Below are 19,486 nucleotides of genomic sequence, written 5' to 3' on the forward strand. Positions count from 1 at the left end.
CAACAAGGATTTAACACAACATGCAACGGAATCGGTTAGCTGTACATTTTGTATTATTGGTTAGTGCATTCTTGTCGACTTTTGCTAATGCGGAATCGGTGGCTACGTTGCCTCAAGACTATATAGCCCACTGGTCTGGGCATATCGAGAGTGACGTATTGGTTGAAGATACAGGGAACTATCCCGGTACTGCAGCAGGCGTGACTCAAATCGTAGGCCATATAGGGCAAGGCTTGAGTTTTGATGGTGTTGACGATGGTGTGCTAATGAGTTCAGCGTTGCCACCATCAGGTGCTACAACAATATCTTTTTTTGCCTTGGTTAATGCGGGTGAAAGAATTTCACTAGGGAACTCGGCGTCATCTACGGATAAAGTCCTCGGTATATACAGCAACCCAGCAGATGGTAGTCTGACGGTAGAGATAGAATCTTCTGGCAACAACTGGAGTATGGTAACTCCCGCAGAAGTTCTCACAAACGGTATCTGGAATCACATAGCGGTAACCGTTTCATCTGATCTGTTAATTAGCATCTATGTAAATGGAATATTTGTTTCTTCAGCTACTGCTCCAGCTCAACCTACAGCAAGATCATCGTTTTCGTTAATGTCAGGTTTTGATGGCTATAGTCAGGGAAGCTTGGATGGGATCTACGTTTACTCAAGAGATCTACTCTCTCAGGAGATTAAGGCTCTTGCCCTTGAGCAGTCTGTGATACCAACTGATAATTTAGAAGTAGCCTATGATTTCGCAGGTATGTCAGGTGGTTTTTTACCGGATTCTTCAGCGGGAGCTGATGGGTCATACGATGCTACCGTAATTAAATTTACCAAAGGTGGCGGAAAGCATGGAATATCTGGTAAAGCCGGTATCGGCGGCTATGCATATGCTTCGGAGGCCAACCTTAATCACGCTAACTTTACGGTGTCTATACCTTTTAAACGGAATGCACTTACGGCAACACCACAGGGCTTTTTTAGCCGAGGCGGAAACAACACTTTAGCTCCGTGGGCTTTGTCTCTAGATGGCGAGCAAAACAGGCTATATTTCCTCATGTCCGAAGCAGGGACAAAATGGGATACGCTGATTAATCCTACCACGACAATCACTGATACCAATTGGCATGTAATAACCGGTGTTAAAGATGGTGCTACAGCAATTCTTTATTTGGATGGGGTCGAGATAGGAAGTGCTGCGGCTCCTGCAGGAGCACTATGGGATACTCCTATTGGTGTTTCTATCGGGGCCGAGCGACATACTACCACCCAGGAAATAGGTCGGCATCTAGATGGTGAATTAGGAACTGCGCGATATTATAGCTACGCAATGTCCCCCAGAGAAGTAGCGTTGTTAGCGACTGAAAGAGCAGTTAGACCAACAGCTGGCTTGATATCAGAGTACACCATGGATAGTAACGAGGGTAGTACCTTGGTTGATGCCATGGATGCAAATAATGGAGACTTGCTTGGGGCAACTTCGGTACAAGGTGCTATAGGCAGTGGTCTGAAGTTCGATCTTAATACAGGAGGGATTACAGTACCCCACAATGAAAAGCTAAATTTTGATGGCGACTATGCGTATGCGGCCTTTGCATCTTGGACTAACACTGAGTACGGGCTGCTATTTGGAAAATTTAATCCTGACTTTCCCTTTGAGGGCCCAACAGCGTTCACTAACTACAGGCTTGATCAGCCGGAGACTGGTCGTATTACTTTCAGGGAGTCTAACACAGTCGGCTATATGTTAGCCTCAAGTACGACTGATTTGAATGATGGCAAATTAAGGCATTTTGTATTTCAGCGAAAGGGGAACAAGCTACAGATCTATATTGACGGTATTTTAGATGCTGAAATGACACTCGCATCAGTAAAATCGTTTACGGATACCAGCCCTTTTTATATGATGGGTCAAGTCTCTATCCAGAAAGTAGGCGGGGTGTTGGATGAAGTTCAGGTTTATGCTGGACGTTCATTAGAACCGCTGGAAATTCTATCATTATCCCAACGGCGAGATTCCGTTCAATTAGACACTCCTGCCCCTAAAATAACCCAACTCACGACTGGCGCTGGTTTAATCAGTGACCTGATTGTCGACTTTAATACACCGATTGAGGAAGCCACCTTTAAACCTGAAGATGTGACGCTAGTGGGTGACAATTTTGGCCCAGTCACCATTTCTAATATAGAGGTTATCAATAACCAGAGTTTCCGCGTCATTTTTGATGCTCCTCTCGTTGAAGACAACTACAGCATTCAAATTGGCCCCGACATTACTGGGATCGATGGAAAAGGAATGGATCAGGACGAGAGCGGTGGGGCGTCGAATAATGTCTTTCAACAGCCACTTGATATTGCTCCTCTTTCAGGCGGGTATCTCATTAATCTGATTTCTACATCAGGTACCGGTAACCCCGGTGCAAATGACATCACCCAAACCGATATAGAAGGTTGGAACGATAATTACGGTGCGACCTCGCAGATTGCTGTAACAAAGGCGACGACTGGTGGTACTTCGATTCATCAAACAGGAGTGGTTGATTGGTTTGAACCTGATCGGACATTTTATTTTGACAATGAGCAGCGAAATGCGGCGTCGGATTATGCAACATCAACTATTGACTATCTGGATTCTGCGGGAAATATCGTTTTTTGGACAAAGACATTTTCTTATGGGAATTACGGAAGCCACATGACCTATGGTACCTCACAGGACCATAGTGGAGGAAAGAATCCAGGGCATACAAGAAGTCACCCAAAAATTAATGGTGAGCTTAAATTCATATCAAGTACCAACACGGTGAAATTTAGTCATATAGAGGTTGAACCGGGTAACTTTGATCATGGGCAGGTTAATAGTTGGGAGTTAACAGAGGTTGATGTCGATTCTATCCGAAAGATACGGTTGACAGACTCGAATGTTCAATCGACCTATACGATTGGTGCTAGATCTTCTTATGTAAGACTTAAGCTATTACCGGTAGAGCTACCTGCACCCAAAGTAAACCAAATCATCTCTGGTGCTGGTTTAATCAGCAATCTAGTTGTCGAGTTTAATACCCCTATCGACGAAGCCTCCTTTAAACCTGAAGATGTGACGCTAGTAGGTGATAATTCTGGTCCAGTCACCATTTCTAATATAGAGGTTATCAATAACCAGAGTTTCCGCGTCATTTTTGATGCCCCTCTCGTTGAAGACAACTACAGCATTCAAATTGGCCCCGACATTACAGGAACCAACGGCAAAGGGATGGATCAGGATGAAAATGCAGGGGAGCTAAACGACGTCTTTCAACAACAGCTTGATATTGTCGCTCCTGTTCCCGTTACTGATCCGGCCCATCCTGATTTAGTCGTTATGTATACGATGGATGATATTTCTGGATCAGTTGTTCCAGATAGTAGTTCTAATGGAAATAGCGCCACTCTTGTTGGTGCAGCAACAGTCATCTCAGGCGGAGTATTAGGATCTTCTGCGGTTACCATTAGTACAAGTGACACTGATGGTGAAGACGGGATTATTCGCGATACAGTTGATCAAATCGATTTTTCTCAAGGTTTGACATTAAGCACTTGGATAAAACGTCCAGCTGCATGGGATCCTAGTCAGCATATCTATACGATGATTGCCGGTAGTGGTGACCCCTATAGTCGACCTGAGAATAGTTTCTATCTATTGGCATATCAAAGAAATATCGGAAGTGAAATTCGATTCGAATTCGTAATAGAGGGTGAAGGAGATCAAACTGCATCCGTAGCTTTTATAACGACAGATGTTAATTTCTTAATAGATGATCAATTCCACAATATTGTAGTAACCTATAACGGTGGAAACTTTGCCAGCGACTCCAGAATGTATATTGATGGTGCAGAGGTTGCCAGTACTTTAAGTGCTCCTGCTTTAACTTTTGGCGCCGTAACTAACAAAATAGGGATTGGCTATAACCCTAATACAACGAATGCATCTCGGCCTTGGTATGGAGAAATTGATCAGTTTCGTTTAATAAACAGTGAATTAAATGCCTCGCAGGTCTCCAATCTTTATAGCGAAGTAATTGCTCAGGATATTACAAGCCCTACTCATTCCCATTTAATGGCGATGTATACTGGTGACAATATAAATGGCTCTGCACTTGTCGATGAGTCGATTCATGGACATGACGGGAGCGTATCAAATATAACCCAGACTACCGGTGTTTCGGGTAACGCATTGTCATTTAATGGTACATCGAGTCTAGTGAACCTTGATGCCCCAAGCGGTTTAATAAACTTAGGTGATAATAATGATTTTGCAATATCCGGTTTTATTAAACCTAGATTTGTTGAGGGTGTTTATCCAAAAATAATCTCAGCACGAGGAAATTCAAATAATCAGCGTTATGAAGTAAATATTTCGCCAACAGGTGAACTAGCTTACGATGCCTTTATCCCTGCTGGCGGAGCCGCACGATCTTCTATTTTATTGCAAGAAAATCAATGGCAATTCTTTGCAGTTTCCTACGATGCCAGTGAAAATTTAGTCACTGTCCGTATTGATGATCAAGAAGAACAAATCCCTTACACGGAAACCTATGATGGTGGTGCGCCTACTGTTGTGCATATTGGTGCGACTTTTGCCGGAACTTCGCTTACAAACCACCTAAATGCGGATTTAGACAACCTCAGAATATTTGACACTGCTTTATCCAGTGCTGATCTGGATGACCTTCAAGCTGAAATTTCTATTGATAATTTGCCAGCCCCTAAAGTAACTAATGTCTCCACCGGTGCTGGTTTAATCAGTGATTTGGTTGTCGAATTTAATACTCCTATCGATGAAGCCACCTTTAAACCTGAAGATGTGACGCTAGTGGGTGATAATTTCGGCTCAGTCACCATCTCTACTATAGAGGTAATCAATAGCCAGAGTTTCCGCGTTATTTTTGATGCCCCCCTTGTTGAAGACAACTACAGTATCCAAATCGGCCCTGATATTACGGGTACAAACGGTCAAGAAATGGATCAGGACGAGAGCAACGGGGAGGCAAATGACGTATTTCAGGGGCAATTGGATATTGCAGCACCTCAACAAATACCGACAGACAACCTTGCCGTTTATTTGGACTTTGCCGATATCTCCGGTACTTCATTACCAGATACCGCACCGGGGGCTAGTGGTATATACGATGGCACCGTAGTTGGTTCTGTGACTAAAACAGTCATGCAAGCAGGTGTCGCCGCTAACTTCGATAAAGCAAACCAGGAGCGAGTAGATCTCCCACCATTACCCGGACAGGACGGTGACCTAACCATATCATTTCATATCAACATGACAGCTGATAATGCGAATATGGCGGCCATGCTGTTTACAAATAGGGAAACCAGTGATTATCAAGCGCCGATGATTATTGCCATGGATGATAGATCCAGTCAGGCGCGCACCAGAGCTTTGGCTGTCACATTGGGTTCTAGCGGAGATAGCATTTCTTACTTGGTTGTAGACGAGGCTATCGAGTGGGGTAGGGATCATCATATTGCTGTAGTGATTTCGGGCAGTTCCGTCAAAATATTTGTAGACGGTATCGAAAAAGCGTCTGGGGTTCATTCGGGTACTCGTTACAGCAACTCGGCACCGACGCGGCTGATGGGGAAGTATGGGACTAATTATTCGGATTACTACACTGATGGTAGCATGGCTAAGTTCCGTTACTACACGCGAGGACTAACGGAAGACGAGATCGTTGCCTTATCACAAGAAGTACCATCAATTACCGATCCGGCTCATCCTGATTTAGTTGCTATGTATACGATGGATAATATTCTTGGGTCGACGATATTAGATGAATCCTTAAATGGTCATGATGCCAGTATTATAGGCGGATCTACTTCGATAAGTGGGGTTGTGGATGCAGCTATCCATTTTAACGGTATTGACCAGTTTGCATTTGTACCAGGTGATAATCTATTAACTGGGTCTTTTACCATGGCAACCTGGGTTCAGGTCAAGGAAGGGCAAGTAGCAAACCTCCGTCAAGGTGGAAACGGGAGTGGTTGGTCGAATACTCTTATCGTTTCTAACAGGGGGGTTGAGTCCGCTGTTGTTACTTCATCACCCATAGAAAATATAAACACCTCTTACACCTTTCCAACTCCTCTGGCCGATGATACCTGGGTATTTGCAGTGCTACGCTATGAGTCGGGATCCGGAATTGATATAAGTTATAACGATCAATACAGCATAAGGACGGTGTCATCAAATAACACTGGACTGAGGTCTTCATCTGATGGCTTTTTACTGGGAGGAGATCGTGATAATACTTTCGTAGAAAGCAGGCAAGATCAAATTAGATTTTTTAATCGCTATCTAACCGATGCAGAACTGAGTTCCTTATACCGTGAAGGTTCTTCATTAGCTGCACAATACAAGGTTCCTAATAATGATGTTGTTGGTGCTATTTCAGATCCCTCAGATTATTTATATGATTCGATCAGAGGATATTATAAGGAAAATAATACTTGGGATGATTACGAAGTAGTTATCATACCTGACATAAATAAAGTGAAATCAATAAGTGCGAATTTTACTGAATATTACGATTCACCTAGAAGTTCTCTTGGACAAAATGTTCTTAAAATAATTTTGTCAGACTCTTCTGTTATAAATTTGGGAACTATAGATTCTCATGAGCATGGCCCTACAGGTCAAACAATTTATAAAGGTGATGATGGTCTGGAGTTTTTGGTTACTAGAAACGTTATTAATGAAACATATACGTATACGATTCCTGATGGGTTAAGTGTTACAGAAGTTCAGATAGTTTCTAATACCTATCAATCGTACCCTGGATCGGTTAGAGGTATTAAAGATATAACAGCCAACTACTTATCAAATATTCTAGATACTAATCATCCCCATCTGGTCGCAATGTATACTGGCGATAATGTAATTGATTCTACACTTGTCGATGAGTCGATTCATGGACATGACGGGACCGTATCAAATATAACCCAGACTACCGGTGTTTCGGGTAACGGATTGTCATTTAATGGTATATCGAGTCTAATCGATCTTGATGGCCCGGGGGGGCTAATAAACTTAGGAGATGGCAATGACTTCGCTATGTCCGGTTTTATTCGTCCTAGATTTAGTGAAGGTGTTTATCCAAAAATAATCTCAGCACGAGGAAATTCAAATAATCAGCGTTATGAAGTAAATATTTCGCCAACAGGTGAACTGGCTTACGATGCCTTTATCCCTGCTGGCGGAGCCGCACGATCTTCTATTTTATTGCAAGAAAATCAATGGCAATTCTTTGCAGTTTCCTACGATGCCAGTGAAAATTTAGTCACTGTCCGTATTGATGATCAAGAAGAACAAATCCCTTACACCGAAACCTATGATGGTGGCGCACCGAGTGTTGTGCATATAGGCGCAACCGATGTGGGAACTTCCCTTACAAACCACCTAAATGCAGATTTAGACAACCTCAGAATATTTGATACTGCTTTATCCAGCGCTGATATGGATGATCTTCAAGCTGAAATTTCTATTGATAATTTGCCAGCCCCTAAAGTAACTAATATCACCACCGGTGCTGGTTTAATCAGTGACCTGGTTGTCGAGTTTAATACCCCTATCGACGAAGCCACCTTCAACCCTGAAGATGTGACGCTAGTAGGTGATAATTCTGGTCCAGTTACAATCTCGCGCATTGAAGTGATCAATAGCCAGAGTTTCCGTGTCATTTTTGAGTCTCCCCTTGTCGAAGACAATTACAGCATCCAAATTGGTCCCAATATTACCGGGACCAGCGGTAAAGAAATGGATCAGGACGAGAGCAACGGGGAGGCAAATGACGTATTTCAGGGGCAATTGAATATTGCAGCACCTCAACAAATACCGACAGACAATCTTGCCGTTTATTTGGACTTTGCCGATATCTCCGGTACTTCATTACCAGATACCGCACCGGGGGCTAGTGGTATATACGATGGCATCGTAGTTGGTTCTGTGACTAAAACAGTCATGCAAGCAGGTGTCGCCGCTAACTTCGATAAAGCAAACCAGGAGCGAGTAGATCTCCCACCATTACCCGGACAGGACGGTGACCTAACCATATCATTTCATATCAACTTGACAGCTGGTAATACAAATGCTCTCGCTATATTGCTTTCGAGTAGGATAAAAAGTGACATTGATGCGCCGATGGTTATTGCCATTGATGATAGATCCAGTCGGTCGCGAACTAAAAGTTTAGTTGTAACATTAGGTTCTAGCGGAGATAGCGTTTCTTACTTGGTTGTAGACGAGGCTATCGAGTGGGGTAGGGATCATCATATTACTGTAGTGATTTCGGGCAGTTCCGTCAAAATATTTGTAGACGGTATCGAAAAAGCGTCTGGGGTTCATTCGGGTACTCGTTACAGCAACTCGGCACCGACGCGGCTGATGGGGAAGTATGCGACTAATTATTCGGATTACTACACTGATGGTAGCATGGCTAAGTTCCGTTACTACACGCGAGGACTAACGGAAGACGAGATCGTTGCCTTATCAAAAGAAGTATCAAGAATTACAGACCCTGCACATCCAAGTCTAGTTGCGATGTATACCGGCGATAATGTAAATGGGACTACACTTGTTGATGATTCGGTTAATGAGCTTGACGGCACCATGTCAAATATTACCCAGACGACCGGTGTCTCAGGTAAAGCATTGTTATTCAATGGATCAAATGGCTCGGTGAATTTGGGAGCTCCATCTAAACTATTAAGCTTGGGAGACAATAATGACTTTGCGATGTCTGGTTTTATTAAGCCAGTTTTTAACGGGGCTTGGGCAAAACTTGTCGCTGCAAGGGGAAGTTCCACAAATGAAAAATTTGAGATAAATATTTCACCTACAGGACAGGTGGCATACGGAGCCTTCCCTCCTTCTGGTGGGGCTGCCGCAGCAACTACTAAACTTAAAGATAATGTATGGCAGTTCTTTGCCGTTTCCTACGATGCAAGTGAAGATTTAGTCACTTTTCGGATTGGGGATAAAGAAGAAACAATCCCCTATCTAGAGACCTACAGTGGCGGCGTACCTACCGTTGTACATCTTGGCGCAGCGTTAGTGTCCTCTTCACCGGAATATCACCTAAACGCAGAACTAGATAACATCAGGATATTTGACACCGCTTTGTCCAGTGCTGATATGACTGATCTTCAGGCTGAAATTTCAATTGATAATTTGCCTGCCCCTAAAGTAACCCAAATAACCACTGGCGCTGGTTTAATCAGCAACTTGGTTGTCGAGTTTAATACTCCTATCGATGAAGCCACCTTTGAACCTGAAGATGTGACTTTAGTGGGTAACAGTTTTGGTTCAGTCACTATCTCGCGTATAGAGGTCATTGATAGTCAGAGTTTCCGCATTATTTTTGATGCCGCCCTTGTTGAAGATAACTACAGTATCCAAATTGGTCCCAATATTACAGGGACCAATGGTAAAGAAATGGATCAAGACGAGAGTGGTGGGGCAGCGAACGATGTCTTTCAGCAACAGCTTGATATTGCCCCCCTAACTGGCGGATATTTAATTAATCTGTTCGCTACCTCAGGTTCTACCGATCCAGGTTCCAATGATATAAACCAAACATCGGCTGATGGTTGGGAGGATAGCTATGGAGCTACTGCCCAAATTGCAGTAACAAAGGCAACTACCGGAGGTGTTTCTATAAATCACTCTGGAGTGGTGGATTGGTTTGATCCAAGTAGGATTCTCTACTTGGATTCCAGAGAGTCAAACTGGGGACCAGATTCTGCGGCCTCTACCATTGATTATCTGGACTCCAATGGAAATATAGTCTTTTGGACAAAGACCTTCTCCTATGGCCAGTATGGAAGCAACATGTCTTTCGGCACATCGCAGGATCATAGCAATGGAACTAACCGAGGGCATACTGGGATCTATCCAAAGATCAGGGGAAAGTTAATATTTGATCAGCATGCCAACACTGTCAGCTTTACCAAACATGAGAACGGCTCTGGCGGCAGAGTTAATAGTTGGGAGCTAACAGATGTCGATGTTAGTTCTATTCGAAAGATTCGTTTGACGGACTCGAGTGTTCAATCGACCTATACAAGTTATGGTAGCGCATACGTTAGACTTAAATTGCTGCCAATTGCCCCAAAAGTAACCAAAATAACCACAGACATTGGTTTAATTAGTGATCTGATTGTCGACTTTAATACACCTATCGAAGAAGCCTCTTTTGAACCTGAAGATGTAACGCTACTGGGTGACAATTTTGGCCCAGTTACTATCTCGCGTATTGAGGTAATTAATAGTAAGAGTTTCCGCGTTATTTTTGATGCCCCACTTGTTGAGGATATTTACAGCATTCAAATAGGTCCCAATATCACAGGGACTAATGGTAAAGGCATGGATCAGGATGAGAGTGGTTGGGTAGCGAATGATGTTTTTTTAGGTCAGATTGAGGTTGTGGCACCTATTTCTCTTACCGATACGTCCCACCCTGATTTATTAGCTTTCTACACAATGGATAATATCGTTGGTACGACGCTTTTCGATGAATCTCCTAATGGTCATGATGCAACGATTGTCGGAGGACCATCTTCCGTCCAGGGTGTTGTTGACAATGCCATCTTGTTTAATGGCTTAGATCAGCACGCTACTGTACCGGGCAACAATTTGCTGACGGGGGCATTTACCATTGCAACTTGGGTTAAAGTCAAAGAAGGAGAAATTGTTCGGATAAACCAGGGACGAGATGGCCACGGGTCGGGATGGTCTGTTGCTTTTACTGTTCACAACAAGGGGGTTTTTGGGAGTATTGTATCGTCTTCCCCCGTGGCCCAAGTTTCAACTGGTTACTCTTTTCCAGCGGCATTGCCAGATGATACATGGGTGTTCGCTGTGTTCCGTTATGAGCCAGGGGTCGGTATCGATGTCAGCTATAATGGCCAAAATGGCGTTAGTTCGGAGACGTTTTCAAATACTGGTTTGAGATCATCTAGTTATGGGTTGGTGGTAGGTGGAAGTGATCATGTCGGCAATCTCGTAAAAGGTAGGCAGGACCAGACCAGACTGTTCAATCGCTATCTTACAGATGCGGAACTTAGCGTTTTACATAATGAGGTCACTTTGGACCTTGTTCCCAAAGTAAACCAACTAATCACAGCTCCTGGCTTGATCTCCAATCTAACCGTTGAATTCAATGTCGCTATAGACGCTGCCACATTTGGTACTGATGATGTATCCATTGACGGCAATATATCGGGTTTGGTGGCGGTTGCCGATGCCGTACCCATAGACGATTTCCGTTTCCGTATCGATTTCGCATCACCATTAGCGGAGGATAGTTATAGTGTCCAAATTGGTCCTGAGATTCGTGATACTTATGGTCGAGTGATGGATCAATATGAGAATGGTGGATCTGAAAATGATGCCTTCGTAGGGCAGATTGATATAGTACCTCTTGCTCCTCTAACAGATGCCGCACACCCTGATTTATTAGCGTTCTACACAATGGATAATATCGTTGGTACGACGCTTTTCGATGAATCTCCTAATGGTCATGATGCAACGATTGTCGGAGGACCATCTTCCGTCCAGGGTGTTGTTGACAATGCCATCTTGTTTAATGGCTTAGATCAGCACGCTACTGTACCGGGCAACAATTTGCTGACGGGGGCATTTACCATTGCAACTTGGGTTAAGGTCAAAGAAGGAGAAATTGTTCGGATAAACCAGGGACGAGATGGCCACGGATCTGGATGGTCTGTTGCTTTTACTGTTCACAACAAGGGGGTTTTTGGGAGTATTGTATCGTCTTCCCCCGTGGCCCAAGTTTCAACTGGTTACTCTTTTCCAGCGGCATTGCCAGATGATACATGGGTGTTCGCTGTGTTCCGTTATGAGCCAGGGGTCGGTATCGATGTCAGCTATAATAGCCAAAATGGCGTTAGTTCGGAGACGTTTTCAAATACTGGTTTGAGATCATCTAGTTATGGGTTGGTGGTAGGTGGAAGTGATCATGTCGGCAATCTCGTAAAAGGTAGGCAGGACCAGACCAGACTGTTCAATCGCTATTTAACAGATGCGGAGCTCGGCATCCTGCATAATGAGGTCATCTTAAAGCTTGCCCCCAAAGTAAACCAAATCACCACCGAACCAGGCCTAATCTCCAACCTGACCGTCGAATTCAACGTCGCAATAGATACCAGCACATTTGCTCCTGACGATGTCATTATCGAAGGAAACAATACGGGTCCGGTCACCATAGCCGATGTCCAGTCTATAGACGGTTACCGTTTCCGAGTCGATTTTTCGGTCCCACTGGAAGAGGATACATACAGCGTTCAAATAGGTCCGATTATTTTTGGTACCAATGGTCGCGGCATGGATCAGGATGAGGATGGTATTGAACAGGAAGTAGATGATTACTATCAAACTCAATTCTCTGTAGATGTATCCAAACCTTCTGCGCCCACCGTTAACTTCCCGGTTGTACCGGTAATCAATACCACCAATCAACTCAGTGTAGAGATCAGTGGTGATCGCGATGCTGATAGCACCATTTTGATTACTGGTACTGAAAATGTGTCCTTGGAGGTGTCTTTAGGGTCAGACCCCTGGGTTGTGCAGGTACCTTTGGTTGAAGGATTAAGCACCTTTAATATCGTCTCAGCAGATGCGGCAGGTAACCAATCGGAAGCGGTTCAGTTGCAGTTTAATGCGGACTCAATCAAACCGCTGGTAACGGCTGCTTCGCCGGTTGGGTTGAGCAATCAAACGCCAGGGCAATTTACCTTTACCGTTCAGGAAGATGGAAGTGGTATAGATCTGGTTAATTCCAGTATTGCGGTGACCCGTAATGGGGTGAGTCAGTCCGGAACTCTAACTCAAGAGACGAATCAGGTTATCTTCACTCCGGCTGTTCAAATGTTGCAAGGTGTGTATCTGATGACCCCGAGCTTGGTCGATCACGCCGGTAACCGTTCAGTCACCACGGAGTATAACTTTACCCTGGATTATGAGGCACCAACGCCACTGACCGTCGATGACTATCCGTCGGCCACTTCCATCAATGTCCACACTCTGACAGGTACAAAGGAAGCAGGTACTGGGGTTTGGATCGATGGTGAGCTTGCAGTGGCGATTTCCGCTGATACAACCTGGTCTTACCAAGTTAATCTGATCGAAGGGGATAACAGCTTTGAGCTACAACCACGAGACGGCGCTGGTAACCCGGGTGATACTTTATTGGTGCAGATTCGTTACGGCAATACAGCACCCGGTGCCGTGACCTTTGCTGTTGCTGATGAGGGTGATGGCACAACACTGACGTTGGATTGGCAGGCGTACGATGAAGTCGCTAATGGTAACAATATTGCTGAATACCGTGTTTATACCAGCACTGGATCCTTTACCGATGTTGGGGCATTAACGCCGGTAGCAGTAGTCCCCGGAGGGCAGAAACAAGCCACTTTGACCGGACTAAATCGCGCTGAATTGCTTTATCTGGCGGTCGTGGCCGTGGATAGTCAGGAGTTGTTCCTGTCAGAAGTGACACCGACTACCGCCACCCCTGTGGATATTGTTCCACCGGGTGCGGCGAGTAATTTGCAAGTCACGCCTACAGCCACCAGTCTGACTGTCTCCTGGCATGCACCTGCAACCCAAGTCGTTGACTTGAAGGGCTATCGACTGACAGTAGATGACGGTGTGGCACCTAATACGATTGAAATACTGGCTTCTTCGCTCTCAGATCCTCTAGATCCGGTAATCCATTTACTGGATAGCTTGGCACCTGCAGCATCATTCCAGATCAGTGTTGTTGCTTACGATGGCGATAATAATGAGTCTCCTGCTGTTAGTCTGGGCGCAGCAACGCTATTGGCAAACCCCGCCAACCCTTCTCTAGTTGAACTCAGTAGTCAGGTGGAATTGACCTGGGATGTGGTTACGCCCTGGTCTTTACTAAAGGAATACGCCATCTACGTGGAGTCTGCTTCTTTTACTAGCGTAGAAGGGCTGGAACCGCGATTGAAAGTCGCTAAAGGTGCCAGTGATGGCATCACATTAACCCAGTCGATAGCGGGTTTAGAGAATGGCACGACTTACTATGTCGCCGTGACGGCGATTAATATCTCCGAGGGTGAAACGCCTGAGGTCACGGCTTTGGCGGCTACGCCAACTTCGGACGCCGATGGGCCCGAAGTCACTACTATCAGCTACCGTACCAGTGCATTGACCCAAGACATGACCTTGACACCGACGCTAGCCCATAGCGGCAGTGTTGATGTAGTCGCCAGTGACTTATCGGCAATCAGTCGAGTGGAGTTCTATCTGGCAGATACGCTTTTAGGGACTGATTTTGCCCCAGATGGCAATGACCGTTACAGCCAGGCTTTGGACTTGGTTTCTTTAGAAGATGCAAACCATACGTTAACCATCAAGCTTTACGATACCTGGGAGAATCATAACGAGCAGAGTTACGACTTTAGTGTTGCCATAGCAGCACCGGCTGCACCAGTGTTGGTCACGCCTGCATCCGGTTATCTGACCAACGATGCGACCTTACGAATCGAAGGCACGGCATTGACCGGAACTCAAGTCCAGCTCTATCGTAATGATCAACCGGTAGGTAACCCACTAGTGGTTAACAGCCAGGGCCAGTTCAGTCAGATAGTAACCTTGGAAGAGGGTGATAATCACTACACGGCTGCCGCTGAATTCCCCGAGAGAGGAGGCCTGGGCGCTTTGAGTGGCATCGTTACTGTAACCCTTAACACGGCTATCCCTAACGCTCCCGGTGGTTTTAAAGCGATTTCCGGTGAGATGGGGCAGGTATTCCTCAGCTGGTCGCCAGTCACCAGTTCCGACCCTGAAAATCAGATCAAGGGCTATCAGCTGTATCGTTCCAGCGCTGCATTTAGCGCTATTGATGATCCAGGGGTAGATCCGGTTAACAGTGCGTTGTTAACCAACAACGAATTTGCCGATATGCCGGTACCGGATGGAACATATTACTACCGGGTCGCAACTTCCAACCAGATTGGCACCCCGAGTGCACTTTCTGAGCAAGTAGTTGCCGAGGCTGACAGCGTTGGTCCACGGGCTGAAAGCATTACCTATGTATCCTTGGGGAACTACGACGAGGCTAATCAGCGCTTTGGCTTGGGCGGCGTACAGGTTACCGTTCGATTTGATGAGCCACTGCGCAACGACCCTTACCTGTCTATAGTCCCGGCCGGTGGGTTACCTATCACTCTGGACTTAAGCAAAGATTACAATGATGATCTGCGCTATACCGGCAGCTTCAATATTGATAGCAGCACTATTTCCGGTACAGCCTATGCGGTTCTTTCATCGTATGACAATGCTGGTAACCGTGGCACTGAAATTGACGAAGGGGCTACTTTATTGGTGGATACCCTTGGGCCTGAAGTCACAAAGCTGGGTCTTAATCCGGTTTCACCCCTGAAAGTTGATGAGAGCAACGGCCTTTGGGTTGAAGTTCTGCTTAACCTGGCAGACGAAGTTAGCGCGCTAAGCACGCCAACGCTGATCCCAATGGTCGATGGTGTTATTGTGGCGGAATACAGTGCAGGTATTGCCCTAAGCCGCGATAGCCAATCAATCCAAGGTACACCGCTTTGGGTCGGTGGCTTCCAGTTGCCAAACAGTGCTGGTCAGGATGGGTCAGGAAACCCTATTGCCGCTAACCTGAGCTTCCAGTACTCGGCAGTGGATGACCTGGGTAACCAGACCGATAGAATTCAGGGCCAGACCCTGTTCCAACTGTATCAGGGTGACTTGCCTCCGTTGGCGGCTCCAAGAGCCCTAACAGCGAAGGCGATTAAGGACGGCGGTGTTGAGCTGAACTGGGAAGCGGTCGAAAATGCTGTAGGTTATCTGCTTTACCGCCAAGCCCCGGGTGAGAACGAACTCAGCCAGTGGCAGTCTCTCAGCACAACATCCTTTACAGATACTACCCATACTGACGGTGACTACGCCTATGCAGTGACCAGTTTGCGCCGGGAGAATGGTCAGGAAACCATCAGCGCCCTCAGTGATGTGTTGCAGGTTTCTGCTGATCGTACCGCACCGGATGCACCCACTAATACTCAGTTGGTGTTAAACGGTGCGGGTATAGTCGTGACCTGGGTTGCCCCTGTGCTGGATGCTGAAGGCCAGGTTCAAGACTTGGAAGGGCTGACCTATAACCTCTATCGTTTACCCTTAGGGGAAGGGGAACAGGCCAGTCAGCAGACCTTGAATGATACAACACCAATACAAACGGGCATCCCCGAACCCATTGCTTTGGATAGTACCCCTAGCGAAGCAGAACACAGCTACGTATTGACTGCGGTGGATGCAGCTGGCAATGAGTCCAGCCCTGGGCAGACGGTTTACCTTAACTTCGGTTTGCTGCCGGTCTCTGGTTTGAATGTCACCCTGAATGCAGAAGGTTTCCCTGAGTTAAGCTGGTCTCATCAGGGCGCCGCCATTAAGGGTTATCACATTTACTACGATGACGGACAGGAAGGTGAAGCGCAAAACCTGATTCCGTTAACTCAGGCATTGATCCCTCATCAGGGTAATCCAACCACCTTTACTGATAGCGCCTATAACGGGGGCGAAACCAGTGATGGTGCCGCCATTCAGCGTCGCTATACCGTTGTTGCGGTGGATGACTTTGATGTGCAAAGTGTTGGCCATAGCTTGGTACTTCCGGCCTTAAGTGTGCACTTGGATGAGCCGGAAAACGGTGATCCAGTGATGTACCGGGGTGTGATGAATGAGCTGCGTTTCCGGGTTGAAAATCGTGGCTCGTTACCGGCAACCTCCCTGATTCTGGAAGCGATTGTTGATGATAACGGCACTCAACGTGTGCATCAGTCCGAACGCTTTGATGTGGAAGGCAGTGCCATTGCGCCGGTATCGGTTATCGTCGGCGGTTATGAAAAACTGGATGTATACAGCCAGCTGCAATTGCGTATCAAGCAACAGCCTTTCGCCGGTGAAAATATCACCATCGGACAAAACAAGGAGGTTGCGGTCGGCGATAAAGCGCTCTTTGCGACCGTCAATCTGGAAGCCTTCACCCGTGGTAGCACGGGGCTGGCCAGTTTTACACTGGACAATACCAGTGATGTAGACACCGAGGTCGTTCTGGCTCGAAGTAATGGCAACAGTGTTTCTGATGAAGTGCGCTTTATCCTCGAAGATCTGGACGGTAACGTACTGGCCGTTCAGGAGGTCCAGCAATTCAGCGGTGGTGTGATTAACGTCAGCAATGGTGCGATGGTGGCCCGTTTGGCTCCTGGCGAGAGTTTTACCAGTGAACTGTTCCAGATACCCGTTCCGGAAGCATCCCCTGATCAGGTGCTATTGCGTCTGGAAATTGACCACTTCCACTATCAGATTGGTCGCGGTACCCATGTGGCTATCGAAGGCACTGGCAGTCGTCATCAGGTGCCACTGGCTGATCTGTCTTATAAGGCGAATATTGCCGATATCAGTCCTTCTTTACTGTACGGGGAGGGCGAGGTCAGCATCACAGGCCAGGCGGTGGACTCTGAAACCGAGGCACCTATGGCCGGTGTTCCCATCTCCCTGGTCACTGAGGTTCGTGGTTTTGAACAATTGGTCACGGTATTTACCGATGGCTTGGGTAACTTCAGCCACACTTATAACCCGCAGGGTAACAGTGGCACCTATGCAGTCTCCGCCATCCACCCGGATAGCATTACCCGTCCGGCTCAAGCAGAGTTTGTGGTGCAGAATGCGGTGGTTAGTCCCGGCTCGATCAATATACGTATACCGCGTAATTACACCCAACCGGTGTCTATTAAAGTTAAATCTGGTTATGCAACCAGCCTCAGCAACGTTCGTCTGAAGCAGATACTGGCCCCGACAGATGATCCTCAGTCTGAGCCGAGCCTGCCTGCGGGTGTTACGCTAAATACCGGCGTACCTGCCAATATTGCAGCTAACCAGACCGGCTACCTGAATGTGCACTTCAGTGCCAATAATTCCTCAGCTGAAAGTGGCAATTTGCACTTCGAGGTGATTGCAGACGGGTCTCAAGGTGGTGAACAGAAATTGGCCACTTTGGTGATGAGTTACAACCTTTCAGAAGCCTTACCGGCGCTGAAAGCCTCACCCGCTTACGTGGACACGGGAGTGGGCTTGGATAAAGCCATTACTGAAACGGTCACCTTGAGTAATACCGGTTTGGATACTCTGCAAAACCCACAGCTGACACTGACCGATGCCAATGGTAATCCGGCACCGTCCTGGGCCTTTATCAGCTCCAACAGCCAACCGGGAGATTTGCTGGTCGGTGAGAGCCAGGCAGTACAAGTCAGCTTTAACCCCAGCGCTTCAGTGCCTCAGGATAACTATGAATTCCGGCTGAAAGTGACCGGCGACAATATCAGCCCTTATCAGGTGCAGTACTTTGTTGCGGTTGTTTCCTCTGAAGTGGGTAACGCTTTCTTCCATGTCAGTGATATCTACACAGCCACACCAGACGAAAACCATCGACCGATCCCGGGGCTGGAAGGCGCTAAGATCGAAATTCAGAATGAAAAAATCTTGAAAATCGACAGTGCTCATTCCGATGCCAATGGAGAAGTGTTCTTCGGTAACTTACCTGCGGGTACCTACAGCTACCGCGTCAGCGCCTTTGATCACGACAGTGTTAGTGGCCGTATTCAGGTTAAACCCGGAATTACAGTATCGGAAGACCCCTTCCTGATGAATACACTGGTTACGGTGGAATGGGAGGTGAAGGAAATCACCATTGAGGACAAGTACGAAATTATTGTCCAAGCCACCTTTGAGACCAATGTACCAGTTGCGGTAGTGGTTGCTAATCCGCTAAGCATTAACCTTCCGGTTATGGAAGCCGGGGATCTGTTCTACGGAGAATTAACGCTGACTAACCACGGATTGATTCGCGCCGAAACCATGACTGCCGACCTGCCCACTGGCAATGAGTTTATCAGCATGGAATACCTGGCAGAGATCCCCGATACCTTGGGACCTGGTGATGTCTTTATACTGCCTTACCGAGTCCAGGCCCTGAATGACTTCAATCCAACACTGGACGGAGATGCCACTGGCGGCGGTTGTGGTGATTTCCAGCTGGATGGACGGATCACCTATACCAGCGTCTGTACCAACGGTTCCTTGGTAAATGGTCAAAGCACCGTAGTCTGGGCCAGCAGCTGGGAAAGCAGCAGCTGTGGCAATGGAAACTCCGGTGGAGCAGGCGGCGGTGGTGGTAGCTCATACCGTTACGGAAACGGAGGAGGCGGTCGCTCGATAATAGATCGGAACTACAGCTCTTTTGATGAAGAAGATGAAGGGTTGTTCTGTGCGCCATTGCCTAGTTGCCCTACGGGTGATTGCAACAGCAATACCGGAACAGGTACAGGACAATAGCAATAGCAATGGGGTCAGACTTCATTGTTGAAGCGTCAATGGAG

The 19,486-nt window shown here is 46.6% G+C and carries 1 protein-coding gene; it reads left to right on the forward strand.

Annotation, left to right across the window (positions count from 1 at the left end; translation table 11 throughout):
* Positions 1-20: 20 nt before the first annotated feature.
* On the forward strand, positions 21-19,442 hold the full coding sequence (locus BGP75_RS08000) for a LamG-like jellyroll fold domain-containing protein (protein WP_076717383.1): 19,422 nt from the start codon (positions 21-23) through the stop codon (positions 19,440-19,442).
* Positions 19,443-19,486: the final 44 nt, after the last annotated feature.

Source organism: Motiliproteus sp. MSK22-1, assembly GCF_001968815.1.
GTDB lineage: Bacteria > Pseudomonadota > Gammaproteobacteria > Pseudomonadales > Balneatricaceae > Motiliproteus.